The sequence below is a fragment of the Pedococcus sp. P2_E2 genome (assembly GCF_056403955.1).
This window is the reverse complement of sequence record NZ_JBFUEM010000011.1, coordinates 37,870-61,032: the sequence shown is the minus strand read 5'-3', so window position 1 is coordinate 61,032 and position 23,163 is coordinate 37,870. Positions and strand designations below refer to the sequence as shown.

Genomic DNA, 23,163 nt, shown 5'->3' with positions numbered 1-23,163 from the left:
GATCGCGTGTGACGCCGGGGTCGTGYCGGTGGTGCTGGGCACCGACGGGCAGATCCTGGACCTGGGCCGCCGGTTCCGGCTGTTCACCTCCGCCCAGCTGCGGGCGTTGTGGTTGCGTGACGGCGGGTGCACCTTCCCCGACTGCACCGTGCCGGCGTCCTGGTGCGACGGACACCACCTGCGGCACTGGGCCGACGGCGGTCCGACGGATCTCGAGAACGCAGCGTTGTTGTGCGGGCGGCACCACACGATCGTGCACCGCAACGGCTACCACGGCCAGATCGTCGACGGTCGGGTCCACTGGGACCTGACCCCCGGCGCCTACGACCACTGGCTCACCCACTTCACAGGCACGGGCCCCGGCTCCGACCCCGGCTCCGACCCCTGCTCCGGCTCCGGGTCCGACCCCTGCTCCGGCTCCGGGTCGGACGCAGGCTCGGACTCGAGCTCCGGCGCCGGAGCTCGGCCGGCCATCAGGACCTACGACGTCTGGGACCAGCTCGAGACCACTGCCCACAGGTCAACTGCATCCCCACCTTGGCGACCATGACCCCGCCCCACAGCCCGCCACCCCCGGCGGGCCCGCTGGCATGCGCCCGCTCAGGTGCGCAGGTGGGCGACGTTGGCCCACGCGGGGTCGGGGGTGACCCGGATCTGCACGTCCTGCGGCCAGGGGTCGCAGATGCTGGCCAGCAGGGGGACGGCGTCCGCAGCCCCGTCGAGGTAGACGTGAAGGACGCGAACCCCGCCCTGGGACTGGTGCGCGACCACCCTGCCGGCGTCGCCGAGGGCTTCGTTGATCGAGTCCTCCAGTCTCCGCAGTGCGGCCAGCGCACTCTCTCCCGGCAGGCCGCGCTCGGTCTGGTCGTCGTAGGGGACGACGACGGCAGCATGGGTGTCGAGCTCCGGGGCGGTCGCCGACGCGAGTGGGACCTGGGTCATGGCGAGGACCGGCCCGCCCTCGCCGTCCCCGCTCAGGATCGCCCAGCCCGGCTGGCCGTGTTTGTCGGTGTTCTCCGCCTTGAGGTCGCGCACGACCGCGCGCAGACCTGTCAACCCAAACCCGTCGAGGGGCGCGACCTGAGCCGGCGCGACCTCACCGACCCAGAGCTCCACATCGGTCTCGCCCAGGGCGTTGTCGAGGGCGAGGAACGTCACGGTGATCCGGCTGTGTTCGTCCAGGGTGGCGAAGGCTGGGTGGTGGACGCTGACGTCGATGCGGTGACCTTCCCGTCGCGCGCCGACCACCACCTCGGCGAAGGCGATGCGTTGCCCGCCGATCTCGAGCTCGACGGCCTCCGCGTCCGGGTTGGCCTGCCGCGAGTCCGCGAACTCCCACGTTGCATCGGCGACGGGAGCGGCCTTGAGCCAGCGACGGGCAGGGGCGCGAAGGGCGGCGTCCCCCTCCGGACTCACGACGAGGCAGTGCTTGGCGGCTGACCCGGGACTGAGCTCCCAGGCGAGGCCGGGATGGATGCCGGAGACCGCTCGGCTCATCTGCGCCACCAGGGCTTCGTTGCCGCCGCCACCGATGCTGTGCTCCGCCAGGCCCCTCCCCTCGGTGGCCCACCATGACCAGAAGGCTTCGATCGACTCCTGCGTGCGCTGCGCACCTCGGTCGTCACGGTTCTTGCTGCGACGGAAGATCCCCATGGGGACAGTCTGGCGCGTGGTGGCAGGCGAGAGGCCCGGATCTCGAGGTTCTGAAACGCGAACCGGGAAGGAATCCGGGCCTCTCGGCGAACCCTCAGCTGAGGCGTTCGTAGATGATGGCCATGCCCTGGCCGCCACCCACGCACATCGTCTCGAGACCGAACTGGCCGTCCCGGGCAGCCAGGCCGTTGAGCAGCGTCGTCGTGATCCGCGCGCCGGTCGAGCCGAACGGGTGACCGAGGGCGATCGCGCCCCCGTGGACGTTGAGCTTGTCGAAGTCCATGCCCAGGTCATCGGCGGATGGCAGCACCTGCGCCGCGAACGCCTCGTTGATCTCGTAGAGGTCGATGTCGCCGATCGTCATGCCGGCCCGGGCCAGCGCCTGGCGCGATGCCTCGACCGGACCGAGACCCATGATCTCCGGCGAGAGCCCGGAGACGCCGGTGGAGACCACCCGGGCCAGTGGCGTCAGGCCCAGCTCCTTGGCCTTGGTGTCACTCATGACGACCACCGCGGCGGCGCCGTCGTTGAGCGGGCAGCAGTTGCCGGCGGTGATGGTGCCCTGCTCGCGGAAGACCGGGTTGAGCCCCTGCAGCGCTTCCAGTGTCACGCCTGCGCGCGGGCCGTCGTCCTTGCTCACGACGCTGCCGTCGCCCAAGGTCACCGGCGCGATCTCGCGCTCGAAGAACCCGTCAGCGATGGCCTTCTCGGCGCGGTTCTGCGACGAGACGCCCCACTCGTCCTGGCGTTCGCGCGAGATGCCGCGCAGGGTGGCGACGTTCTCGGCGGTCTGGCCCATGGAGAGGTACACGTCGGGCAGGAGGTCCTGCTGGCGGGGGTCGGACCAGGTCTCGTTGCTCGCGGCGATCTGCTCGCTGCGGGCGGCGGACCCGGCGAACCTGGGGTTCTGGTCGTCACCGGACGAGCCACCGGCCCCGGCCCAGTTGGTGTACTGCGAGACGCACTCGACCCCACCGGAGACGAAGATGTCGCCCTCGCCGGCCTTGATCGCGTGGTAGGCCATCCGCGTCGTCTGCACCGACGAGGCGCAGAACCGGTTGATCGTGGAGCCCGGCAGCCCGTCGAAACCGGCCAGCACGGCGATCACGCGCGCCATGTTGGAGCCGTGCCGACCCGACGGCTCGGCGCAGCCCCAGTAGAGGTCCTCGACGAGGCGGGGGTCGAGCTCGGGGATCTTCGCCAGCGCGGCACTGATGACCTGCACGGACAGGTCGTCGGGTCGCATCTCCTTGAGCGAGCCCTTGAATGCGCGCCCGATCGGCGTGCGGGCGGTCGAGACGATGACGGCTTCGGTCACGGGGTTCTCCTCAGGCAGCAGTTCCCAGCGGCGCAGAGATAAGCGACCGCTTAGTCAGCCTCGATGGTATGCCGTGTGGCTGGGTCCGTGGGTGTGTCCTTGCTCTCGCCGGACTCGACGCGGGACGCGACGCCGGACTCGCGGCCGGACGCGACATCGGACTCGGAGCTGGCCTCGACGCCGGACGCGTGCGCAGCGTGGCGGGTGAGGTCGGTCGCGCCGTCACCCGGGACCTGTGGGGCACTGTCGTTGGAGCCTGCAGTCGGGCCGTGCGCCTGCTCATGGCGGTCGGGCACCGGGTTGTGGGGGCGACGCAGCAGCATCGCCCAGCGACCACGGGGGCCGCGGCTCTGGCCGGCGATCTGGGTGGCGCTCACCTCGGTCCCGGGGTCGCGCACGGCGTGCACCGCTGCGATCGCCACGGGACCAACCCCCTCGCCTCGGCGGGTGTCGGGGGTGCGTTCCTCGGACCGCTCGCCCGACCACACGCCCAGGGCGGCATACACGCTGGGCAGCAACGCGGAGGCGGCCCGGGCATAGCCGGCGGGGGAGGGGTGGAAGCGGTCGGCGCTGAACATCTCGTGCGGACGCTCGGCGAACTCGGGGCCGAGCAGGTCTCCCAGCGAGACGGTGCGACCCCCGGCCTCGACCACGGCGACGGTCTGGGCCGCGGCGAGGTCGCGCGACCAGCGGCGTCCGATCAGCCGGAGCGGCTGGGGGATGGGCTGGATGGTGCCCAGGTCGGGGCAGGTGCCGACCACGACCTCGGTGCCCAGCACTCGCAGCGCCCGCACGGTCGTCTCGAGGTGGCGTACCGCCACCGCCTTGTTGATTCGGTGCGTGACGTCGTTGGCGCCGATCATGATGACCGCGACGTGGGGACGCGCCACCTGGTCCAGTGCGTTGGCGAGCTGGAGCTCCAGCCCGGAGGACTCGGAGCCCACGACGGCCGTGTTGGTGAGTCGGACAGGCCTGCCGGTGAGGGCGGAGACGCCGTTGGCGATGATCGCGCCGACCGTCTGGTAGCGGTTGTCCGCGCCCATGCCCGCGGCCGAGGAGTCACCGAGGACGATGAGCTCGACCGGCTCGCCCACGCCGGCGCCGTAGGTGCCGTTGTCGTCCGGAGAGCCGTCGAAGGGCTGGCCGACGATCCGTCGGGCGACCTTGGCCTCGGCCTTGAGCACGCCGTAGCCCAGCGCGCCCAGGGCGCCGATGCCCGCAGCGAGACCGCCACCGCCGTAGGCAGCGGTGGCCGCGATCTTGCGCGCGCGTCGAGCACGACCCATCGACAGCTCCCTCTCCTCGCCGGTCTCCCTGACGTTAACGGCTGACCATGACATGGTGTGCCCCCTCCCCCTCTGATGGTCCGCCGGGGGGTGTTCCCAGGGCTCCACCAGTTGTGGGAGAGCACAGTTGGGGGACTTTCCAGTGACTGGCCCGCCGTCTGCCGCGGGTCCGGCGGGTGTCCAGCATCTGAGAGGATGGGCTGGTGAAGTACGCAGAGCACATCGCCGACCTCGTCGGGAACACGCCCCTCGTCAAGCTGAACTCGGTCACCGAAGGGGTCGCCGCGACGATCCTGGCCAAGATCGAGTACATGAACCCGGGTGGGTCCGTGAAGGACCGCATCGCGCTGAAGATGGTCGAGGCCGCGGAGGCCTCCGGCGAGCTCAAGCCCGGCGGCACGATCGTCGAGCCGACGTCCGGCAACACCGGCGTGGGCCTGGCTCTCGTGGCCCAGCGCAAGGGCTACAAGTGCGTGTTCGTCTGCCCTGACAAGGTCAGCCAGGACAAGCGCGACGTGCTGAAGGCCTACGGCGCCGAGGTCGTGGTCTGCCCGACCGCCGTGGCTCCCGACCACCCGGACTCCTACTACGAGACGTCCGACCGGCTCGTGCGCGAGATCGAGGGCGCGTGGAAGCCGAACCAGTACGCCAACCCCATGGGACCCGCTTCCCACTACGAGACCACCGGCCCCGAGATCTGGGACGACACCGACGGTCGGGTGACGCACTTCGTCGCCGGCGTCGGCACCGGCGGCACGATCACCGGCACGGGTCGCTACCTGCGCGAGGTGTCCGACACCCGCGAGGGCGGACGCGTCCAGATCATCGGCGCGGATCCCGAGGGTTCGGTCTACTCGGGCGGCACGGGCCGTCCCTACCTCGTCGAGGGCGTCGGTGAGGACTTCTGGCCGACGGCCTACGACCCGAAGGTCGTCGACGAGGTCATCGCCGTCAGCGATGCCGACTCGTTCGAGATGACGCGCCGCCTCGCCAAGGAGGAGGGCCTGCTCGTGGGCGGTTCCTGCGGCATGGCCGTCGTCGCCGCCCTGCGCGCGGCCAAGGACCTGCCCGCCGAGGCCATTGTCGTCGTGCTGCTGCCCGACAGCGGGCGCGGCTACATGTCCAAGATCTTCAACGACGACTGGATGAGCTCCTACGGCTTCATGCGGTCGGTCGACCAGACCACCGTCGGCGAGCTGCTGCACAAGAAGGCCGGGGACATGCCGGCCCTCGTGCACACGCACCCGACCGAGACCGTGCGCGACGCCATCGAGATCCTGCACGAGTACTCCGTGTCGCAGATGCCGGTCGTCAAGGCCGAGCCGCCCGTCATGGCTGGCGAGGTGGCGGGCTCGGTCAGCGAGCGAGCCCTGCTCGAGGCGCTATTCAACGGCAGCGCTCACCTCACCGACTCGGTCGACAAGCACATGGAGGCTTCGCTGCCCCTGGTGGGCGCGGGCGAGCCCGTCTCGGTCGCCCGCCACGAGCTCGAGAAGGCCGACGCCATCATGGTCGTCGAGGACGGCAAGCCGGTCGGCGTGCTGACCCGCGCCGACCTGCTCATCGCCCTGGTCGACTAGCCCTCGCGCCCTGTCGCGGCAGGTCTATCGCAGCCGTCGTGCCATGTCCTGGCCCGGCGGCTGCGTCGCGTCCGGGTGCAGGATGCCGGCCAGCGCCTCGACACCGTCGACGAGGCGAGGACCGGGACGCGCGAAGCTCGCGTTCGCGTCGACAGCCCAGACAGGTATGCCGGGTGGCAGCTCACCGTCGTCGATCGCCTTGCGTGCCAAGGCAACCGAGCCCTCGAGGTCGTAGCCGCAGGGGGCGCACACGATCACGTCCGGTGCGCTCTCCCGGACGGCGTCCCAGGTCACCCGGACCGACTTCTCGCCGGCCGTGCCGAGCGCGTTGAGGCCGCCGGCGAGGGTCACCATCTCGGGCACCCAGTGACCCGGGGCGAAGGCGGGGTCGGTCCACTCGAGGACCAGGGCCCGCGGTCTGGGCGCCCCGCGCACTGCCTGCTCCACGGCATACAGGCGCTGGCGCAGGCCGGCCACGAGCCGACCGGCGCTGCCCTCGCAACCGGTGGCGGTGCCGAGGGCGGTGACGGAGTCCAGGACCTCGTCGAGGGTGTGCGGGTCGATCGTCAGCACCTCGGCCCGGCATCCGAGGTAGGCGAGCGCGTCGTCGACGACGGACACGTCGACTGCGCACACGGCGCAGAGGTCCTGGGTGACGACGAGGTCTGCGTCCAGGGCGCCGAGGGCTCCCGCGTCGAGGTGGTAGAGGTCCTCGCCGGCGGCCATCGCCTTGCTCACGAAGGCGTCGATGTCGCGGGGCGACAAGCCCTCCGGGATGGCCGTCGTCGAGACGATCGTGCGGCTGCGGGCCTCGACCGGGGTGTCGCACTCGAAGGTGACGCCCACGACCTGGTCGCCTGCGCCGATGGCGAAGAGGAGCTCCGTCGTCGAGGGGAGCAGGGACACGATTCGCATGGACCAGACCCTACGCAGGGAGGCGCCGCAGGGGTGTTCAAGGTGGGTCGCGCGCGTGTTTGCGCAGGTCAGGGCATTGTTCAACGTGCGAATCGGACGAACCGCGCGTAGGTTCTCCCGTCGGGTGCGTTGCGCAACCACCTGACGTGAAGAGCGAGGAGTGGCCCATGACGACAGCAGCAGTCCCGACCGAGTCCGAGGCGGTGCGGAGCCTGATCCCGATCAGGATGGACCGGCTGCCCTGGGCCCGGTTCCACTGGTTGGTGGTGGTCGGTCTGGGCGTCTCGTGGATCCTCGACGGGCTCGAGATCCAGCTCGTGTCCAACGCGGGTTTCCAGGACAGCCTCCACATGAGCTCCACTGAGGTCGGCTTCGCGGGCACGATCTACCTCATCGGCCAGGTCGTCGGGGCGCTCACCTTCGGCCGCCTCACCGACCGGCTCGGCCGCAAGAGGCTGTTCATCATCACCCTGGCCATCTACCTGATCGGATCGGGCATCGCAGGTCTGGCCTGGACGCCGTGGTTCCTCTACCTGTGGCGGTTCGTGGCAGGTCTGGGCATCGGCGGCGAGTACACCGCGATCAACTCCGCCATCGACGAGCTGATCCCGGCGAAGTACCGCGGCCGGGTCGACATCGCCGTCAACGGCACCTACTGGGCGGGCGCGCTGCTGGGCGCCTTCGCGAGCTTCTGGTTGCTGGACACCGACCACGTCGCCGAGAACGTCGGGTGGCGGGTGGCCTTCTTCATCGGACCGGTGATGGGCCTGATCATCATCTGGCTGCGCCGGCACATCCCCGAGAGCCCGCGCTGGATGGTGACCCACGGCCAGGGCGAGGAGGCCGAACGCATCGTCGACGAGATCGAGGCGTCGGTGGAGGCCCAGGGCAAGACCTTGGCCCCGGTCGACGAGGACAAGGCGATGAGCATCAAGGCCAGGGAGAGCATCCCCTTCCGTGACCTGCTCCACGTCTTCGTCAAGAAGTACCCGTCCCGTACCGTGCTCGGCCTGACGATGATGATCACGCAGAGCTTCCTCTACAACGCCATCTTCTTCACGTATGCGTTGGTGCTGCAGAACTTCTACCACCTGGACAAGTCGGCGGCCGCGATCTACTTCATCCCGTTCGCCGTCGGCAACCTCGCAGGACCGCTGCTGCTCGGCCACCTCTTCGACACCATCGGCCGGCGCAAGATGATCTTCGCGACGTACATGATCGCCGGACTGGTGCTGCTGGTGTCGGCGTTCCTGTTCAAGGCCGGCACGCTCAACGCGACGACGCACACGATCTTCTGGTGCGTGTCGTTCTTCTTCGCCTCGGCGGGAGCGTCCTCGGCCTACCTGACAGTGAGCGAGATCTTCCCGCTCGAGGTGCGCGGCCAGGCCATCTCGTACTTCTTCGCCATCGGCCAGATCTTTGGCGCCCTGGGGCCTGTCCTGTTCGGCGCCCTCGTGGGAGAGGGCAAGGAGCGCACCCCGCTGTTCTGGGGCTACGTCCTGGCGTCGGCGATCATGCTCGTCGGCGGCCTGGTCGCCATCCGGATCGGGGTCGACGCCGAGGGCAAGGGGCTGGAGGACATCGCCGACCCGTTGAGCAAGGTCAGCGACGACGATCCGCAGTCCGAGCCGGTCCGCGCGTAGGAGGTGGTGTTGATGGGAGTTCTCGACGAGATGCAGCCCTACACGATCGTGGTCGGGGTCAGCGCGACCTCCAAGTCGCCCACCGCGCTGCACTGGGCCACCGAGCTGGCGGCCCTGCGCGGCGGGCGCGTCGTGGCCGTGCGCGCGTGGCGGCCCACGCCCCCGCAGACGGCATCCAGGGTCACCCCGGCGCCGATCACCGAGGACGCCGGCGCCGCGCAGGAGCAGGCGCTGGCCGACCTGCAGGCCGATGTGGCCGAGGTGCTCGGAGGTGGGCACGGCGTCGAGGTCCGGCTGGTCCCCGGCGGCAAGCGCGTCGGCCTGCTCGCGGCGGCTGAGCACGCGGACCTGCTGGTCATCGACGCACCCCGACGGCTCGACCTCACGACCCTCCCGGGGTTTGCCATGCGCCTGGTCAACGGTGCGAGCTGCCCGGTGGTGGTCATGCCGCCGAGCGTCTCGGGAGCCCCCCGCACGCCGCTCGAGCGTGCCGCCGGGAGCGTGGCCCGCAACGTCACCGAGGCAGCTGGCCGCGCCGGGCGGCCCGGCCTGAGCCACCCCGCCCCACCCACCTAGACGAGGTATGCCGCGTGGTCACCCGCATGCTCTCCGGCGTGGTCGCCCACGTGCTCGCCCACGCGGCATACCTCGTCGGTGGCTGCGCGAGTTAGGTTGGCACCATGGAGAACTGGGAATCTCCGGTGGAACGGGCCATCCGTGAGGCGCAGGAACGCGGGGAGTTCGACAACCTGCCCGGCTCGGGCAAGCCGCTGCGCAGCCTCGGTGACCCGGAACGTGAGGACCCGGACTGGTGGGTCAGGCGGCTGGCCGAGCGGGAGCACCTCGACCTGTCCGGCGCGCTGTCACCCCCGCTGGCGCTGCGCAAGGAGGCGGCTGGGTTCCCCGCGTCGCTGCTCGACCTGCGGACCGAGGCCAGCGTCCGTGCCGTGCTCGACGACTACAACCACCGCGTGAAGATCGACCGGCTCCGACCCGGTATCGGGCCGCGCTACCCGATCTGGGCGCCGCTGGTCGACGTCGACGACCTGGTGGGGCAGTGGCGTGCTCTCCGCGAAGCCGCTCGCGAGTCCACTGCGGCCGACCCGGCCAGCGCGGAGCCGGCGGCGTCAGCGCGGGACCGGCGGGGCCCTTCGTGGGTCAGTCGGCTCTTGCGGCGCAGGTCAGGGGGGTCGTCCGTTCGGACCGAGCTCCGGGCAAAAGGTGCGAACTCGACAGGCCGGGAGCCGGGCCGCGCCTAGTCTTTCGCCCCATGCGCTCTCGTCTCGCCCTCCCCGTCGTGCCCGCCGTCGCCCTCGCTGTGGGGCTGTTCGTTTCGGCATCCGCCGACGCGGCGGTCCCCGCCATCCGGATCACCCAGATCCAGTACGACTCACCGGGATCGGACACCGGATCCAACGCCAGCCTCAACACCGAGTGGGTGCGGATCACCAACACCACGGCCACAAACCGTTCGCTGACCGGCTGGACGCTCAAGGACAAGCAGGGCTACACCTACCGGTTCCCGACGTTCACGCTGAAGGCCAAGGCATCGGTCTACGTCTACACCGGCAAGGGAGCCGCCACCAGCACCAAGCGCTACTACAACCGCACCTGGTACGTCTGGAACAACACTGGTGACTCGGCCTACCTGCGCGACAGCAAGGGCGTCCTCAAGGACTCCTGGACCTTCGCCGACATCGGTGCCGCGTACCGCGTGAGTCGCTGAGCTGGGGGGCGCCCTGGCGGTGGGTCAGGCGCGCCGAGATCATGATGCCCCCAAGGAGAACGCCACGGACGTCAGAGCTCGAGCAGCATCAGGTGCAGTCCGACCCGGCCGTGGGTCCTGGATTCGAAGGCTGCTGGGACCGTTGCGAGGATCCTGAAGCCGAGGTCCCGCCACAGCCGGACTGCCGCGGTGTTGGTCTCGACCACGGCGTTGAACTGGATCGCGGCGAAGCCCTCCCGCCGGTGCCAGGCCACCATGTCCTCGGCCAGGGCGCGCCCGACACCGTGGCCGCGCGCCGCCGATCCCACCATGAAGCTCGCCGTCCCGATGTGCGAGCCGCGCCCGGGTCGGTTGGGCCCCATCTTCGCGCTGCCCAGCAGGGTGCCGTCGTCGTCGACCGCGACCACCGATCGCCCTGGCGCGTCCTCGAACCACAGGTCGCGGATCTGCTCGTCGGAGAGGTCGGGCGGGTAGGCGTAGGTCTCACCGGCGTCGACGACCTCGCGGAAGATCGGCACGAAGGCGTCGAGGTCGGAGTCGGCGATGTCACGGATCTGCACGGCGTCACCGTATGCCGCGCGCCCACCGCAGCGGGCGTTGCACCTCCCCGGTGGGGACTGAAATCCAGAAAGCGGAATGCGCCTTCGCATTTCTGAAGGCGCATTCCGCTTCCCGAACCTTGACGCGCGTCCAGGAGCGCGACGCGCGGCTCTCGAGTCAGCCGCTGAGGTCGCTCGAGTCGTTGACGCGCAGGACGCTCTCCTGCGACGGGAGCTGGTCCTGCTTCACCAGCCCGACGGGGCAGGTCATGCCGTTGGGTCCGTGGTTGCAGTAGCCGCCGGGGTTCTTGTAGAGGTACTGCTGGTGGTAGTCCTCGGCATAGTAGAACGCGCCCGCGTCCTCGGCTGACCGCAGCTCCGTCGTGATGGTGCCGAACCCGTTGTCCGACAACACCTTCTGGAACGCCTCACGTGTCGCCTCCGCGGCCCGCTGCTGGTCCGGCGTGGTCCAGTAGATCGCGGACCGGTAGGCCGTGCCGATGTCGTTGCCCTGCCGGTTGCCCTGGGTCGGGTCGTGGTTCTCCCAGAACTCCTTGAGCAGCAGCTCCGGCGTGGTCTGCTCCGGGTCGTAGGCGATGAGCACCGCCTCGGCGTGGCCGGTGAGGCCGGTGCAGGTCTCCTCGTAGGTCGGGTTCGGCGTCAGCCCACCCATGTAGCCGGCCGCCGTCGTGACGACGCCGGGCTGCCTCCAGAAGATGCGCTCCGCACCCCAGAAGCACCCCATCGCGATGTAGAGCACCTCGGTGCCGTCCGGCCACGGACCCTCGAGCGGGGTGTGCAGGACGACGTGGTCGTCAGCGATGTGGAACGGACGCGTCTCGCGTCCTCGCAGGGCGGTCTCGGCGGTGGGCAGGGTCGTCTTGGCACGCGATCCGAATATCACGACCGGTCCAACGCGCCCCGGCTCTCGACTGTTCCGTGCTCGGGCGCCAAGGCGCTGCGAAACGGTTGGCGCAGAGGGCGCTGGCCCGGGCAGGGTGGTGGCATGGTCACCATCACCCTGATCGAGGACCCGGACGACACCCAGCGGCAGCTCTTCGACGACTGGGCCGAGGTCTTCGCCGCGGACGGCCGACACCAGTTCGGCCCGGACCACACGGCCCACTCGGCTGACGAGCTGCGCGAGATGGGTCGCAGCACCGACCGACGCCGGATCCCCTGGGCAGCCGTCAACGACGCCGGGACCGTGGTCGGCGCCGCAGGCCTCGCGATGCCGCAGCACGACAACCTGTCGCAGGCCATGGTCTTCGTCGTGGTCCATCCCGACCACCGTCGCCGCGGGGTCGGCAGCGCACTGCTCGATCACACCGAGGCCGCCGCCCGCGGGCATGGTCGCTCCGTATTCCTCGCAGAGACGCAGTGGCCCGTGGGTGCGCGGGACGAGAGCGGCGAGGAATTTGCTGCGCCGCACGGGTATGCCGTCGCCCAGACCGTGATGCGCAGCTCCCTGTCCCTCCCGGCGGACCGCGGGCGCCTGGAAGCCGCGCTGGCCGGGGACGAGGCGGACGGCTACGTCGTGCAGACCTGCTGGGACGGCATACCTGACGCGTGGTTGGCGGGGCGCGCGGAGCTGAGCCGGCGGATGAGCACCGACATCCCGATGGGCGACCTCCAGCTCGAGGAGGAGCGCTGGGACGAGGAGCGCGTGCGCGGCGACTACGAGCGGATCGCGGCCATGGGCCGCCGGGTCGTGGACACGTATGCCGTGCACCAGGCCACCGGCGAGCTGGTCGGCTACACGCAGGTGCAGGTGCCGCGCGAGAACCCGGCGGTGGCATTCCAGCAGGACACGCTCGTGGTGCGCGAGCACCGGGGGCACCGCCTCGGCCTGCGCATGAAGGCCGCCGGCACGCTCTCGCTCATGCAGGAGTCTCCTGCCACGAGGAGCGTCCGCACCTGGAACGCCGACGACAACGCCCCCATGCTGAACGTCAACCAGGTGATCGGCTTCGTGAACGACGCGATGATGCGCGAGTGGCAGAAGGTGACACCGTGAACGACGACCCGGTGGACGTCGATCTCGGGACGGTGGTGTCCATCCACGTCGCGAAGGCCACCAAGCTGCCGATGAGGTCCGTCGACTCGGTCGTGGCGGAGGCCGGAGCGGGGCTGGTGGGGGACCGCTACCACGGGTCGAGGCATCGCCACGTCACGGTGCAGTCGGAGGCTGCGCTGACCGAGGCGAGCCGCGAGCTCGGAGCCCCCGTCGAGCCCGGAGCCACTCGTCGCAACATCACGGTGTCCGGCGGCCCCGTGCCCGGTCGCCCGGGGACCCGGGTCCGGATGGGGGAGGCCCTCCTCGAGGTGGTCCGCCCCGCCGCGCCCTGCCGGTTGATGGACGACTTGATCGGGCCGGGAGCCATGAAGGCACTGCACGCACGAGGCGGCACGGTCTTCCGGATCCTGGAGGGCGGAGTGGTCCGCGTGGGTGACCCGGTGGTGAGGGAGCAGTCCTGAGCGGAGGCTAGCCTTGCGGCCATGAGCGAGCAGAGCAGCAACCAGGGCTTCGCCACGCGTGCGATCCACGCGGGCCAGGAGCCCGACCTCGGCACCGGGGCGGTCATCACCCCGATCTTCCAGGTCTCCACCTACAAGCAGGACGGGATCGGTGGGTTCCGCGGTGGCTACGAGTACAGCCGCTCCGCGAACCCGACCCGCACCGCCCTCGAGGAGTGCTTCGCCGCCCTCGAGGGGGGCGCTCGCGGGTTCGCGTTCTCGTCGGGCCTCGCGGGCCAGGACACCGTCCTGCGGGCCCTGCTGAAGCCCGGCGACCACGTCGTCGTGCCCAGCGACGCCTATGGCGGCACCTACCGGTTGTTCAACACGGTGCTGGCGACCTGGGGCATCGAGCACACGATCGCCACGATCGCCGACGTCGAGTCGGTGCGCGCGGCGATCCGCCCGGGGCTGACCAAGATCGTCTGGGTCGAGACGCCGACCAACCCTTTGCTCGGCATCGCCGACATCGCCGCCCTCGCCGAGGTGGCGCACGAGGCGGGCGCCCTGCTCGTCGTCGACAACACGTTCGCGTCGCCCTACCTCCAGCAGCCGCTGTCGCTCGGGGCGGACATCGTCACGCACTCCACCACCAAGTACTGCGGCGGCCACTCCGACGTCGTCGGTGGCGCCGTCGTCGTGGGCAACGACATCACCGTTCCCGGCTTCGAGGACGCGGTGGATCGCGTTGCAACGCATCAGAACTCGATGGGTGCGGTCGCCGGCCCGATGGACGCCTGGCTGGTCCTGCGGGGTCTCAAGACGCTCGCGCTCCGCATGGAGCAGCACAGCGACAACGCCGAGCGCGTGGTCGACTTCCTGCTCAGCCACCCGGCGGTCAGCGCGGTCCACTACCCGGGGCTCGAGAGCCACCCCGGGCACGAGGTCGCCAAGCGCCAGATGAAGCGGTTCGGCGGCATGATCTCGTTCCAGGTCAAGGCCGGCGAGGACGTCGCCGTCAAGGTCTGTGGCGAGACCCAGCTGTGGACCCTCGGCGAGTCCCTCGGCGGGGTCGAGTCCCTCATCGAGCACCCGGCCCGGATGACGCACGCCTCCGTCGCGGGCACCGAGCTGGAGGTGCCGGCCGACCTGATCCGTCTCTCGGTGGGCATCGAGGACGTCGAGGACCTCATCGCCGACCTCCAGCAGGCGCTCGACCGGCTCGGCTGACCGGCCCAGCGGGCATCGGGCGAACGACCAACGGGCGAGCGGGGATCGGGCCAACGACGTGGCGCAGCTGCTGTGTGTCGACTTCGGGTCGACCTTCACCAAGGCCGTCCTCGTCGACGGGTCGGGGTCGGTCGTCGCCACGTCCTCCACACCGACGACGATCGGCACCGATGTCCTGGACGGCTACCGCACCCTGCGCGCGGAGCTCGCGGTCCACGGCCCCGTCGACGAGGTGCTCGCGTGCTCGAGTGCGGGGGGCGGGCTGCGGCTGGCCGTCGTGGGCTACGAGCGGGACGTCACTGCGCAGGCCGGCCACCGCGTCGGGCTGAGCGCCGGCGCGCGGGTGTCCCACGTGACGTCGGGACCGCTGTCCGGTGACGGGGTCCGGGAACTGAGGAACAGCCGCCCCGACCTCGTGCTGCTCGTGGGTGGCACGGACGGCGGCAACGGAGAAGTGCTGCTGCACAACGCATCTCGCCTGGCGAAGGCTCGCATCGGAGCACCTGTCGTCGTGGCGGGCAACGCCGATGTCCAGGCCGAGGTCGCCGCGATCCTGTCCTCGACGGGGCGCTCGTTTACCATGGCCGACAACGTGCTGCCGGCCATCGGCGTCATCGTCCCCGAGCCGGCCCGCGCCGCGATCAGGCAGGTCTTCCTCGACCACGTCATCGGCGGCAAGGGCCTGTCCAAGGGGCCGGACTTCGCGGCGATGGTGCAGGCCCCCACCCCTGACGCCGTCCTCGGCGGGGTCGCCGTCCTGGCCGAACACCTCGACGGTGACGTCATGGTGGTCGACATCGGGGGAGCGACCACCGACGTCTACTCCGCGCTGCGACCGCAGGGTGAGGACGCCGGACTGGCCAAGGACGTGGTCGCCCCGCTGTGGCACGCACGGACCGTGGAGGCAGACCTCGGCATGCGGTGGAACGCCGAGGGGATCGTCGAGGCCGCCCACCGTGAGCAGGTGCCCCTCCCCCCAGGCATCGACGGGTATGCCGCGCGCCTGGTCCGCGACACCGGTCACCTTCCGGAGGGGGGCGACGAGTGGGCGATGGACCTCGCCCTGGCACGGGCCGCAGCAGTGGTCGCAGTGCGGCGTCACGCCCGACCGCCCGGGCCCGGTGCCGGGCCCCGGCCGCTGGCCGACGTCCAGGTCGTGATCGGCTCCGGAGGGGTGCTCCGGCACGCCACGTCCGTTGGGCGCGAAGAGGTGCTGCAGTCGGTCAGGAGCGACCACGCCGGCGGCTGGAAGGTTCCTCGGGAGGCTGCCCTGGTGACCGACACGGCATACCTGCTCTTTGCGGTGGGCCTGTTGCGCGAGAGGCACCCGGTCGCCGCGCGGGCCCTGGCGAAGGCCGTTGTCGGTGGTGGGGCGTAGCGTCGGTCCAGCGGGGTGTGCAGGGGAGCTGCTGCGGGGTGTGCGGGGTAGCGGCGGGCGGGGCGGAAGCGGGGTTGCGGGCAAGGAGACGGACGCGATATAACGTGTCTCGACCAACGCGATATAACGCGAATTGGAGGACTGGAAAATGACTGGTTGTGCAAGCAGACCCCGGCCTAGGGTCGAGGCATGACAGCCCTGGCGATCGAGGCCGAGCACCTCGTCAAGCGATTCGGTGACCAGACGGCCGTCGACGACGTGAGCTTCTCGGTGCCCGAGGGGTCGGTGCTGGGGCTGCTCGGTCCCAACGGCGCCGGCAAGACGACGACGGTGCGGATGATGACGACGCTGGCCCGGCCCACGAGCGGCACGGCCAGAGTCGCGGGGCACGACGTGCTGCGCGAGCCCGACGCGGTGCGCCGGTCCATGGGCCTCACCGGCCAGGCGGCCACGGTCGACGAGCTGCTGACCGGCCGCGAGAACCTGCGGTTGATCGGGTCCCTCTACGGACTGTCGTCGTCCTACGTCAAGGGGGCGGGCGCCGACCTGCTGGAGCGGTTCTCGCTGACGGAGGCGGCCGACCGGACCGTCAAGACCTACTCCGGTGGCATGCGTCGTCGGCTCGACCTCGCCGTCAGCCTCATCGCCACGCCGCCCGTCCTCTTCCTCGACGAGCCCACCACCGGGCTCGACCCCCGCAGCCGTGTTGAGCTGTGGGAGGTGTTGCGTGGGCTCGTCCAGGACGGCACCACGCTGCTGCTCACCACGCAGTACCTCGAGGAGGCCGACCAGCTCGCCGACCGCATCGTCGTCATCGACCGAGGCCAGATCATCGCCGAGGGCACCCCTCTCGAGCTCAAGGACCGCAGCGGCAAGGCGAGCCTGGTGCTCACGGTGTCGCGCGCGGAGGACCTCCAGACTGCCGCCGAGATGTTGCGCCAGCGCGTCTCCGAGGTCCACGTCGACGAGGCCGCCCGCCAGCTCACGGCGCCGGCCGAGGGACTGCGCGACATGACGCGGATCGCCGCGATCTTCGAGGACAGCGCGATCGAGCTCGACGACCTCGGCCTGAAGCGACCGAGCCTCGACGACGTGTTCCTCCACCTCACCGGCCACCGGGCCGAGAACGTTGCCACCGACACCGACCAGGAGCAGGCGTCATGACCACCGACACCACCACGCGCAGGTCGGCGAGCGGCATCGCCCGCCCCGAGATCAAGCCGACCGGCCTGCTGCGGCAGTCCCTCGCGATCACGCGACGCAACCTCATCCACATCAAGCGGATGCCCGAGATGCTGATGGACGTCACCATCCAGCCGGTGATGTTCGTCCTGCTGTTCGCCTACGTGTTCGGCGGCTCCATCGCGGTGCAGGGCTCGCCCGCCGGCTACCGGGAGTGGCTGATGGGCGGGATCATGGGGCAGACCATCGCCTTCGCGTCCTTCATCGTCGCCGTCGGCCTGACCGCCGACATCGACAAGGGCATCGTCGACCGCATGCGGTCGCTCCCGATCAACCCCTCGGCCGTGCTCGTGGGTCGGAGCATCTCCAGCCTGATGCACTCCAGCATCGGCATCCTCGTCATGTCCGTCACCGGCCTGTTCGTCGGCTGGCGGATCCGGGGCAGCTTCGCCGAGGCCGTGCTGGCCTATGCGCTCCTGCTGCTGTGGGGCTTCGCCATGATCTGGATCGGCATCCTCGTCGGATCGGCCATGCGGTCGGTCGAGGCGGTCAACGGACTCATGTTCACGACCATGTTCCCGATCACCTTCCTGGCCAACACTTTTGCGCCGACCGACAACATGCCGCACGCCTTGCGGGTGATCGCCGAGTGGAACCCCATCTCGTCGCTCGTGCAGGCGGTGCGTCAGCTGTGGGGCAATGACATCCCGGTGCCGGCCGATGCCCAGCTGCCGATGCACCACCCGGTCGTGACCACGCTGATCTGGACCATCGGACTGACCCTGGTCATCGCCCCGCTGGCCATCCGCGCCTTCAACAAGCGCACGCAGGGCTAGGTCACCCGGGGCTGACCCACCGATGGCGTCGGGGTGCCGTGGAAGGGACTAGCCTTCCGGCCATGGCATCACCGACGCTGTCTGTCACCCTCGACGACGTGCGCGCTGCGCAAGACCTGCTCAGTGGCATCGTCCGTCCCACGCCCCTCGAGTACAGCCGAGCGCTCTCCGACAGAGTCGGCGCCGAGGTCTTCCTCAAGTGCGAGAACCTCCAGCGCGCCGGGTCCTTCAAGATCCGGGGCGCCTACACCCGGATGGCCAGGCTCTCCGACGAGGAGAAGGCGCGCGGCGTGGTCGCGGCCAGCGCCGGCAACCACGCCCAGGGCGTCGCGCTGGCTGGTCAGCTGCTCGGCATCGACGTCAAGGTCTACATGCCTCATGGCGCGCCCATGCCCAAGCTGCTCGCGACGAAGGCCTACGGAGCCTCCATCGAGCAGGTCGGCACCACGATCGACGAGTGCCTGGTCAAGGCCCGCACGTGGGAGGCGGACAACGGAGCGGTCCTCATCCACCCCTTCGACCACCGCGACATCGTGGCCGGTCAGGGCACCGCCGGGCTGGAGATCCTCGACCAGTGCCCGGACGTCAAGACCATCGTGGTCAGCACCGGCGGCGGGGGCCTGCTCGCCGGGATCTCCGTCGCCGTCAAGGCTGCCCGCCCCGACGTGCGGATCATCGGCGTGCAGGCCGAGCAGGCCGCGGCATACCCCTTGTCGTTGGCGGCGGGCAAGCCGGTCGCCTACGAGAACATGCAGACGATGGCCGACGGCATCGCCGTCGGGATGCCGGGTGACGTGCCCTATGCCCTCGTCCGCGAACTGGTCGACGCGATCGAGACGGTGAGCGAGGAGGAGCTGTCGCGGGCCCTGCTGTTCACCCTCGAGCGCGCCAAGCTGGTCGTCGAACCCGCGGGCGCGGCGGCGGTCGCCCACCTGCTCGACAAGGCAGGTCAGCAGCAGCTCGACGGACCAGTGGTGGCGGTCCTCTCAGGCGGCAACATCGACCCGCTGCTCCTGCTGCGGATCATCCGGCACGGCATGGCGGCAGCCGGACGCTACCTGCAGTTCCGCGTGCGGGTCTCGGACCGTCCCGGCCACCTCGCGAAGCTGCTCGCCGACTGTGCGGCCGTCGACGCCAACGTCCTCGAGGTCGAGCACATCCGCACCGGCACGACGATCACGGTCGACGAGGTCGAGATCGGACTGCAGCTCGAGACCCGGGGCAAGGAGCACTGCGACGAGGTCCTGCGCACCCTGCGCGGCCACGGCTACGAGCTCAAGTTCAGCTGAGCGGCATGCCTGGGCCGCGAAGGGCGCAGCTGCTCAGGCGGTGTAGGGCGTCGCTGACTTGACGCGGACCTGGATGGTCTTGCCGTTGGGCGCCTTGTAGGACGCCTTGTCGCCGGCCTTCTTGCCGTTGATGGCAGCGCCGAGGGGGGACTTCTCGCTGTAGACCTCGAGGTCGGTGCCGTCGGCGATCTCGCGCGAGCCGAGCAGGAACGTGACGTCGTCGCCGAACATCTCGACGGTCACGACCATGCCCTGCTCGACGACACCGTCATCGGCCGGCTTGGTGCCCACGATGGAGTTCTCGAGCAGCTGGGTCAGCTGGCGGATGCGGGCCTCCATCTTGCCCTGCTCCTCCTTGGCCGCGTGGTAGCCGCCGTTCTCCTTCAGGTCGCCCTCGTCGCGGGCGGCCTCGATCTTCTTGGCGATCTCCGTACGGCCGGTGCCGGAGAGCTGGTCCAGCTCGGCCTTCAGACGGTCGAAGGCCTCCTGGGTCAGGTAGCTCGCGGTGGGGGTCGCGGTCTCGCTCACGGTGTACTCCTTGTTCGGGTCTCCGCCGGACGCGGACGCGTCTCGGAGATGGTGGTACGCACAGCGGCCCGGACCCCGACCACGTTCGCAGTGGCATCGCAGTGTCGGGTCCAGACCGCTCGGTGAAAGGACAAGACTACATCGCCGCGCTCGAAAGGGTCCATTTCGCCGAGTTCGTGGACAGTGGCTCCGGTATGCCGCGGCATCGCGTCGGCTGGTCGGCCCACCTCGGGGGCCGAGCCGGTATCTTCGCAGGTCAGACGGGGTGGGGTGGCCTTCGTCCAAGCAAGCCCGAAGTCGGCCCCAAGTGAGCCCCGGCACGCTGCTGCCTTGACGGGGAAGGCCCGTCCGAGAACCAAGGAGACCCAGCATGTCCGTCACCACTCCCACCACCACGACTCGCGGGCTGCGCATCGCCATGGCGATCCTCCTCGCGACCGACCTCACTGGCGGGCTCCTCGCGGTCCGCGCCGGCGTCAACACCTGGGGTGAGGCCTGGGGCCCGGAGGCCCTGCTGGCGGCGCCGGTGCCGATGATCCTCGCGCAGCTGCTGCTCGTCTGGCTCGCCACCAGATCGCCCGGGCGGGTGGCCATCGGGGCCTCCGGACTGCTGGCCGCCGCCTGCCTGGTCAGCGTGGTGTCCGGGTTCTTCGACGGCGGCCTGGGCAACGACGAGCTCACGCCAGGGCTCGCGGCGTTCCAGTACTTCCTGCTGGCGGTCACGACGTCGGTCGGCGGGCTCGCCCTCGGACGGCTGGTCTCCCTCGTGCGCCTAGGAGGCCGCGCAGCTGCGGACGCTGCCGCCGACGGCCCGTGACGCGGTGCGTACCACCACCTGCTGGTGCACCGACCGCTCCGCGGAGGGTGGCACCTGGACCTCGAGCACCCCGACGACGCCGTGCGCCGTGTCCTGCGCCTGGACCGTGCACGTGACGGCTTGGGCGGGGGACCGGTGCACGTCGAAACCGACCTGCACGCTGCGGTCGTCGAGCACCTTGTAGTCGGTGTCGGTCCACGTGACGGCGCCCAGGCTGTTGGCCAGCCCGAGCCAGACCGCGAGGGCGACCCCGATGGTGCAGCCGATCGTGCCGATCACCCACCAGCGACCGGTGCCGGGTGCGGGACGGGGGAGCGGCATGGGTGACCTTCCGCGGGTGAGAGGATGGCAAACGGTCCGGACGTCTGGTGACTCCGGAGGACCATTGTCGGCGATGGACGAATGAGGTTGTGCAGGTGGCTGACCGGTTGCGACTGATGGCGGTGCACGCGCACCCCGACGACGAGTCGAGCAAGGGTGCGGCGACGATGGCGAGGTACGCCGCCACGGGCTATGACGTGCTCGTGGTCTCGTGCACGGGCGGCGAGCGGGGCGATGTGCTGAACCCCCGGCTCAAGGGCGACCCCCACATCGAGCGGGACCTCGCGCAGGTCCGCCGTGACGAGATGAAGCGCGCCCAGGAGATCCTCGGTGTCCAGCACACGTGGCTGGGCTTCGTCGACTCCGGTCTTCCGGAGGGTGACCCGTTGCCGCCGCTGCCCGATGGGTGCTTCGCCCTCGAGCCGATCGAGGTGACGACCGAAGCCCTCGTCCGCGAGATCCGCCGGTTCCGCCCCCACGTCGTGACGACGTACGACGAGAACGGCGGCTACCCCCACCCGGACCACATCATGACCCACACGGTGTCGATGGCGGCCTTCGCGGCGGCAGGCGACGCCGCGGCATACCCCCATGCTGGTGAGCCGTGGCAGCCGCTGAAGCTCTACTACAACTCGCACAACCGGGCCAAGTACGCCGCCTTCCACGACGCGCTGCTGGAGCAGGGCGTCGAGAGTCCGTATGCCGACTGGCTCAAGGACTGGGACCCGGAGAAGGCCCGCACCATCACCACGCGCGTGCACTGCGCCGACTGGTTCGACCAGCGCGACCAGGCGCTGCTGGCGCACGCGACGCAGATCGACCCGGACGGCGCCTGGTTCCGCGTGCCGCGTGACATGCAGGTGAACGTGTGGCCGACCGAGGACTTCGAGGCGGCCCTGTCGTACCTGCCCGTCATTCCCGTCGAGGACGACCTCTTCGCGGGCATCCCGGACGCGGCCACGGGCGACGAGCTCGCGACCAGGGGCGACCTGGAGCTCGCCTACGACGGGCGCCGCGAGGTGACGTCGTGAACGGCGCGCCCTCGGCGATGGTCTCGCCCGGACTATGGGGCTTCGTCGCCTTCTTCGTGCTGGCGGTCGCGCTCTACCTCCTCATGCGCAACATGAACGCCCGGATGCGACGGATGTCCTACCGTGCCGAAGAGCTCCAGCGCGAGGCCGAGGCCGAGGCCGCCGTCAAGAAGTCCCGCAAGGACGGGTCGGGCGGGCAGCAGCCGGAAGGGCCCTCCGACAGCGGTGACGCCGACGGCCCGGAGGGGCAGACTGGGGAGTCCAGAACGTAGCGCTCCGCCCTGGCGGGGCGCCGACCCAGGGAGGCCCCGTCATGAGCGGTCGCATCGTCCACTTCGAACTCCCCTACGACGACGGGGAGCGGGCCCGCGCGTTCTACGGCGACCTGTTCGGATGGGACCTGCAGTCCTACCCCGGCATGGACTACACGATGGTGTCCACGGGCCCGAGCGGTGACCAGGGACCGACCGAACCCGGGTACATCAACGGGGGAATGGGCCAGCGGTCGACCACCCTCGCCTCGCCGACAGTGGTCATCGACGTGGAGGACATCGACGCCACGCTGGCCCGGGTCGAGGCAGCCGGCGGTGCCGTGTTGTCACCCAAGGATGCCGTTGCCTCGATGGGCTTCTCGGCCTACTTCAAGGACACCGAGGGCAACATCGTGGGTCTCTGGGAGACCGCGCCGCAAGCCTGACGCGTCAGCTGGGTGAGCCGGCGCCGGCGCCGTAGACCGTCATGGACGCCGCGATGTAGTGCACCGTGAACGCGGCGACGGTCAGGGTGTGGAAGATCTCGTGGAACCCGAACCAGCGCGGTGAGGGGTTCGGCCGCTTGATGCCGTAGACGAGGGCCCCCAGCGTGTACAGCAGGCCGCCGACCGCGATCAGGGTGACGATGACCGGACCGCCGAACTTGAGGAGCGGGCCGAGGTAGAAGACCGCGACCCACCCGAGCGCGACGTAGACCGGGGTGTAGAGCCAGCGGGGGGCGCCGACCCAGAAGACGCGGAACAGCACTCCGGCGATGGCACCGGACCACACGATGATCAGCATGGTCCGGGCGTCGTCGCGGGGGAGCAGGAGCGTGAAGGGCGTGTAGGTGCCGGCGATGATCAGGAAGATGTTGGAGTGGTCCATCCGCTTCAGGATGCCCGCGACCTTCGGCGACCAGTTGCCGCGGTGGTAGACCGCGGAGGTGCCGAACAGGAGCCAGGCGGTGACGCTGAAGACCGCGGCGGCGATGCGCGCGGGAGTAGTGGGGGCCAAGGCGATCAGGACGATGCCTGCCGCGAGGGCGAGGGGGACCATGCCGGCGTGCAGCCAGCCGCGCAGGTGCGGCTTCACCGCAGCGACGACTGACTCGAGTGGGCCCTGCTGGGAGCGAGGGGCGGGTGCCGTAGTCATGCCACCACTGTAACCTACGGTTGCGTAG

The 23,163-nt window shown here is 70.2% G+C and carries 26 protein-coding genes; 17 read left to right on the top strand and 9 right to left on the bottom strand.

Features of this window, described 5'->3' with window-relative positions; translation table 11 throughout:
- On the top strand, positions 1 to 550 hold a 550-nt coding region (locus AC1DWR_RS19200; protein ID WP_477624969.1), incomplete at its 5' end, for an HNH endonuclease signature motif containing protein.
- A 50-nt stretch (positions 551 to 600) separates the two neighbouring features.
- Here AC1DWR_RS19200 and AC1DWR_RS19195 read toward each other — a convergent pair.
- From AC1DWR_RS19195 to AC1DWR_RS19185, 3 genes are all read right to left on the bottom strand, one after another.
- Positions 601 to 1,653: a DUF695 domain-containing protein gene (locus tag AC1DWR_RS19195; RefSeq protein WP_477614722.1), complete on the bottom strand. Its 1,053-nt coding sequence runs from the start codon at positions 1,651 to 1,653 to the stop codon at positions 601 to 603.
- 94 nt (positions 1,654 to 1,747) lie between these two features.
- Entirely contained in the window at positions 1,748 to 2,971 is a 1,224-nt protein-coding gene (locus AC1DWR_RS19190; protein ID WP_477614723.1) for an acetyl-CoA C-acetyltransferase, read from the bottom strand.
- A 50-nt stretch (positions 2,972 to 3,021) separates the two neighbouring features.
- Positions 3,022 to 4,257, bottom strand: coding sequence for an SGNH/GDSL hydrolase family protein (locus tag AC1DWR_RS19185; protein ID WP_477614724.1), 1,236 nt, complete (start codon positions 4,255 to 4,257; stop codon positions 3,022 to 3,024).
- 203 nt (positions 4,258 to 4,460) lie between these two features.
- On the opposite strand from AC1DWR_RS19185, the gene AC1DWR_RS19180 reads away from it, so the two are divergent.
- Positions 4,461 to 5,837 (top strand): cystathionine beta-synthase, encoded by a 1,377-nt coding sequence (locus AC1DWR_RS19180; protein WP_477614725.1) that lies wholly within the window; start codon positions 4,461 to 4,463, stop codon positions 5,835 to 5,837.
- A 24-nt stretch (positions 5,838 to 5,861) separates the two neighbouring features.
- On the opposite strand, the gene AC1DWR_RS19175 is transcribed toward AC1DWR_RS19180, so the two are convergent.
- Positions 5,862 to 6,752, bottom strand: coding sequence for a cobalamin-binding protein (locus tag AC1DWR_RS19175; RefSeq protein ID WP_477614726.1), 891 nt, complete (start codon positions 6,750 to 6,752; stop codon positions 5,862 to 5,864).
- 167 nt (positions 6,753 to 6,919) lie between these two features.
- On the opposite strand from AC1DWR_RS19175, the gene AC1DWR_RS19170 reads away from it, so the two are divergent.
- The 4 genes from AC1DWR_RS19170 to AC1DWR_RS19155 all read left to right on the top strand — a co-directional run bounded on the left by AC1DWR_RS19170 (position 6,920) and on the right by AC1DWR_RS19155 (position 10,121).
- Positions 6,920 to 8,395, top strand: coding sequence for an MFS transporter (locus AC1DWR_RS19170; RefSeq protein WP_477624968.1), 1,476 nt, complete (start codon positions 6,920 to 6,922; stop codon positions 8,393 to 8,395).
- 12 nt (positions 8,396 to 8,407) lie between these two features.
- Positions 8,408 to 8,971: a universal stress protein gene (locus AC1DWR_RS19165; RefSeq protein ID WP_477614728.1), complete on the top strand. Its 564-nt coding sequence runs from the start codon at positions 8,408 to 8,410 to the stop codon at positions 8,969 to 8,971.
- A 104-nt stretch (positions 8,972 to 9,075) separates the two neighbouring features.
- Positions 9,076 to 9,654, top strand: a complete 579-nt coding sequence (locus AC1DWR_RS19160; protein ID WP_477614729.1) for a DnaJ family domain-containing protein — start codon at positions 9,076 to 9,078, stop codon at positions 9,652 to 9,654.
- A gap of 11 nt (positions 9,655 to 9,665) precedes the next feature.
- Complete coding sequence (locus AC1DWR_RS19155; RefSeq protein ID WP_477614730.1) at positions 9,666 to 10,121, top strand: lamin tail domain-containing protein; 456 nt, start codon at positions 9,666 to 9,668, stop codon at positions 10,119 to 10,121.
- Positions 10,122 to 10,192: 71 nt separating this feature from the next.
- On the opposite strand, the gene AC1DWR_RS19150 is transcribed toward AC1DWR_RS19155, so the two are convergent.
- On the bottom strand, positions 10,193 to 10,681 hold the full coding sequence (locus AC1DWR_RS19150; RefSeq protein ID WP_477614731.1) for an N-acetyltransferase family protein: 489 nt from the start codon (positions 10,679 to 10,681) through the stop codon (positions 10,193 to 10,195).
- Positions 10,682 to 10,838: 157 nt separating this feature from the next.
- Positions 10,839 to 11,561 carry a peptide-methionine (S)-S-oxide reductase MsrA gene (gene msrA, locus AC1DWR_RS19145; protein WP_477615300.1) on the bottom strand — a complete coding sequence of 241 codons (723 nt, stop codon included), beginning with the start codon at positions 11,559 to 11,561 and terminating at the stop codon, positions 10,839 to 10,841.
- 105 nt (positions 11,562 to 11,666) lie between these two features.
- Here msrA and AC1DWR_RS19140 point away from each other — a divergent pair, with 105 nt between their 5' ends.
- The 7 genes from AC1DWR_RS19140 (at position 11,667) to ilvA (ending at position 19,032) form a co-directional block, all read left to right on the top strand.
- Positions 11,667 to 12,677 carry a GNAT family N-acetyltransferase gene (locus AC1DWR_RS19140; RefSeq protein WP_477614732.1) on the top strand — a complete coding sequence of 337 codons (1,011 nt, stop codon included), beginning with the start codon at positions 11,667 to 11,669 and terminating at the stop codon, positions 12,675 to 12,677.
- Positions 12,674 to 13,138 (top strand): MOSC domain-containing protein, encoded by a 465-nt coding sequence (locus AC1DWR_RS19135; protein WP_477614733.1) that lies wholly within the window; start codon positions 12,674 to 12,676, stop codon positions 13,136 to 13,138. The genes AC1DWR_RS19140 and AC1DWR_RS19135 overlap by 4 nt, the downstream gene beginning before the upstream one ends.
- Positions 13,139 to 13,159: 21 nt before the next feature.
- Complete coding sequence (locus AC1DWR_RS19130) at positions 13,160 to 14,347, top strand: cystathionine gamma-synthase (protein ID WP_477614734.1); 1,188 nt, start codon at positions 13,160 to 13,162, stop codon at positions 14,345 to 14,347.
- Positions 14,348 to 14,405: 58 nt separating this feature from the next.
- Positions 14,406 to 15,725 carry a glutamate mutase L gene (locus AC1DWR_RS19125; protein ID WP_477614735.1) on the top strand — a complete coding sequence of 440 codons (1,320 nt, stop codon included), beginning with the start codon at positions 14,406 to 14,408 and terminating at the stop codon, positions 15,723 to 15,725.
- A 189-nt stretch (positions 15,726 to 15,914) separates the two neighbouring features.
- On the top strand, positions 15,915 to 16,889 hold the full coding sequence (locus AC1DWR_RS19120; protein ID WP_477614736.1) for an ATP-binding cassette domain-containing protein: 975 nt from the start codon (positions 15,915 to 15,917) through the stop codon (positions 16,887 to 16,889).
- Positions 16,886 to 17,743, top strand: coding sequence for an ABC transporter permease (locus AC1DWR_RS19115; protein WP_477614737.1), 858 nt, complete (start codon positions 16,886 to 16,888; stop codon positions 17,741 to 17,743). Before AC1DWR_RS19120 ends, AC1DWR_RS19115 begins: the two co-directional genes overlap by 4 nt.
- A gap of 62 nt (positions 17,744 to 17,805) precedes the next feature.
- Positions 17,806 to 19,032: a threonine ammonia-lyase gene (ilvA, locus tag AC1DWR_RS19110; protein ID WP_477614738.1), complete on the top strand. Its 1,227-nt coding sequence runs from the start codon at positions 17,806 to 17,808 to the stop codon at positions 19,030 to 19,032.
- A 33-nt stretch (positions 19,033 to 19,065) separates the two neighbouring features.
- Here the strand turns inward: ilvA and greA are convergent, their stop codons facing one another.
- On the bottom strand, positions 19,066 to 19,560 hold the full coding sequence (greA, locus tag AC1DWR_RS19105) for a transcription elongation factor GreA (RefSeq protein WP_477614739.1): 495 nt from the start codon (positions 19,558 to 19,560) through the stop codon (positions 19,066 to 19,068).
- 370 nt (positions 19,561 to 19,930) lie between these two features.
- Between greA and AC1DWR_RS19100 the strand changes: the two genes are divergently transcribed.
- Positions 19,931 to 20,377 (top strand): hypothetical protein, encoded by a 447-nt coding sequence (locus AC1DWR_RS19100; RefSeq protein ID WP_477614740.1) that lies wholly within the window; start codon positions 19,931 to 19,933, stop codon positions 20,375 to 20,377.
- Here AC1DWR_RS19100 and AC1DWR_RS19095 read toward each other — a convergent pair.
- Positions 20,333 to 20,698: a DUF4307 domain-containing protein gene (locus AC1DWR_RS19095; protein WP_477614741.1), complete on the bottom strand. Its 366-nt coding sequence runs from the start codon at positions 20,696 to 20,698 to the stop codon at positions 20,333 to 20,335. The genes AC1DWR_RS19100 and AC1DWR_RS19095 overlap by 45 nt on opposite strands.
- A gap of 95 nt (positions 20,699 to 20,793) precedes the next feature.
- Between AC1DWR_RS19095 and mca the strand changes: the two genes are divergently transcribed.
- Genes mca through AC1DWR_RS19080 form a run of 3 tightly spaced genes read left to right on the top strand, consistent with a single transcriptional unit; the run spans position 20,794 to position 22,426 of the window.
- Positions 20,794 to 21,729 carry a mycothiol conjugate amidase Mca gene (gene mca / locus AC1DWR_RS19090; RefSeq protein ID WP_477614742.1) on the top strand — a complete coding sequence of 312 codons (936 nt, stop codon included), beginning with the start codon at positions 20,794 to 20,796 and terminating at the stop codon, positions 21,727 to 21,729.
- Complete coding sequence (locus AC1DWR_RS19085; RefSeq protein ID WP_477614743.1) at positions 21,726 to 22,001, top strand: hypothetical protein; 276 nt, start codon at positions 21,726 to 21,728, stop codon at positions 21,999 to 22,001. The genes mca and AC1DWR_RS19085 overlap by 4 nt, the downstream gene beginning before the upstream one ends.
- A gap of 41 nt (positions 22,002 to 22,042) precedes the next feature.
- Positions 22,043 to 22,426, top strand: coding sequence for a VOC family protein (locus AC1DWR_RS19080; protein WP_477614744.1), 384 nt, complete (start codon positions 22,043 to 22,045; stop codon positions 22,424 to 22,426).
- Between the two features lie 4 nt (positions 22,427 to 22,430).
- On the opposite strand, the gene trhA is transcribed toward AC1DWR_RS19080, so the two are convergent.
- A complete protein-coding gene (gene trhA / locus AC1DWR_RS19075; protein ID WP_477614745.1) occupies positions 22,431 to 23,135 on the bottom strand; it encodes a PAQR family membrane homeostasis protein TrhA in 705 nt (234 codons plus the stop codon).
- Between the last annotated feature and the right edge of the window lie 28 nt (positions 23,136 to 23,163).

Coding starts and splice junctions, on each gene's coding strand:
- AC1DWR_RS19115 (WP_477614737.1), top strand. CDS start 16,886: ATGACCACCGACACCACCACGCGCAGGTCGGCGAGCGGCATCGCCCGC.
- AC1DWR_RS19160 (WP_477614729.1), top strand. CDS start 9,076: ATGGAGAACTGGGAATCTCCGGTGGAACGGGCCATCCGTGAGGCGCAG.
- AC1DWR_RS19140 (WP_477614732.1), top strand. CDS start 11,667: ATGGTCACCATCACCCTGATCGAGGACCCGGACGACACCCAGCGGCAG.
- AC1DWR_RS19120 (WP_477614736.1), top strand. CDS start 15,915: ATGACAGCCCTGGCGATCGAGGCCGAGCACCTCGTCAAGCGATTCGGT.
- AC1DWR_RS19155 (WP_477614730.1), top strand. CDS start 9,666: ATGCGCTCTCGTCTCGCCCTCCCCGTCGTGCCCGCCGTCGCCCTCGCT.
- AC1DWR_RS19100 (WP_477614740.1), top strand. CDS start 19,931: ATGTCCGTCACCACTCCCACCACCACGACTCGCGGGCTGCGCATCGCC.
- AC1DWR_RS19185 (WP_477614724.1), bottom strand. CDS start 4,257: ATGGGTCGTGCTCGACGCGCGCGCAAGATCGCGGCCACCGCTGCCTAC.
- AC1DWR_RS19195 (WP_477614722.1), bottom strand. CDS start 1,653: ATGGGGATCTTCCGTCGCAGCAAGAACCGTGACGACCGAGGTGCGCAG.
- ilvA (WP_477614738.1), top strand. CDS start 17,806: ATGGCATCACCGACGCTGTCTGTCACCCTCGACGACGTGCGCGCTGCG.
- AC1DWR_RS19170 (WP_477624968.1), top strand. CDS start 6,920: ATGACGACAGCAGCAGTCCCGACCGAGTCCGAGGCGGTGCGGAGCCTG.
- AC1DWR_RS19175 (WP_477614726.1), bottom strand. CDS start 6,752: ATGCGAATCGTGTCCCTGCTCCCCTCGACGACGGAGCTCCTCTTCGCC.
- AC1DWR_RS19165 (WP_477614728.1), top strand. CDS start 8,408: ATGGGAGTTCTCGACGAGATGCAGCCCTACACGATCGTGGTCGGGGTC.
- AC1DWR_RS19095 (WP_477614741.1), bottom strand. CDS start 20,698: ATGCCGCTCCCCCGTCCCGCACCCGGCACCGGTCGCTGGTGGGTGATC.
- AC1DWR_RS19130 (WP_477614734.1), top strand. CDS start 13,160: ATGAGCGAGCAGAGCAGCAACCAGGGCTTCGCCACGCGTGCGATCCAC.
- trhA (WP_477614745.1), bottom strand. CDS start 23,135: ATGACTACGGCACCCGCCCCTCGCTCCCAGCAGGGCCCACTCGAGTCA.
- AC1DWR_RS19080 (WP_477614744.1), top strand. CDS start 22,043: ATGAGCGGTCGCATCGTCCACTTCGAACTCCCCTACGACGACGGGGAG.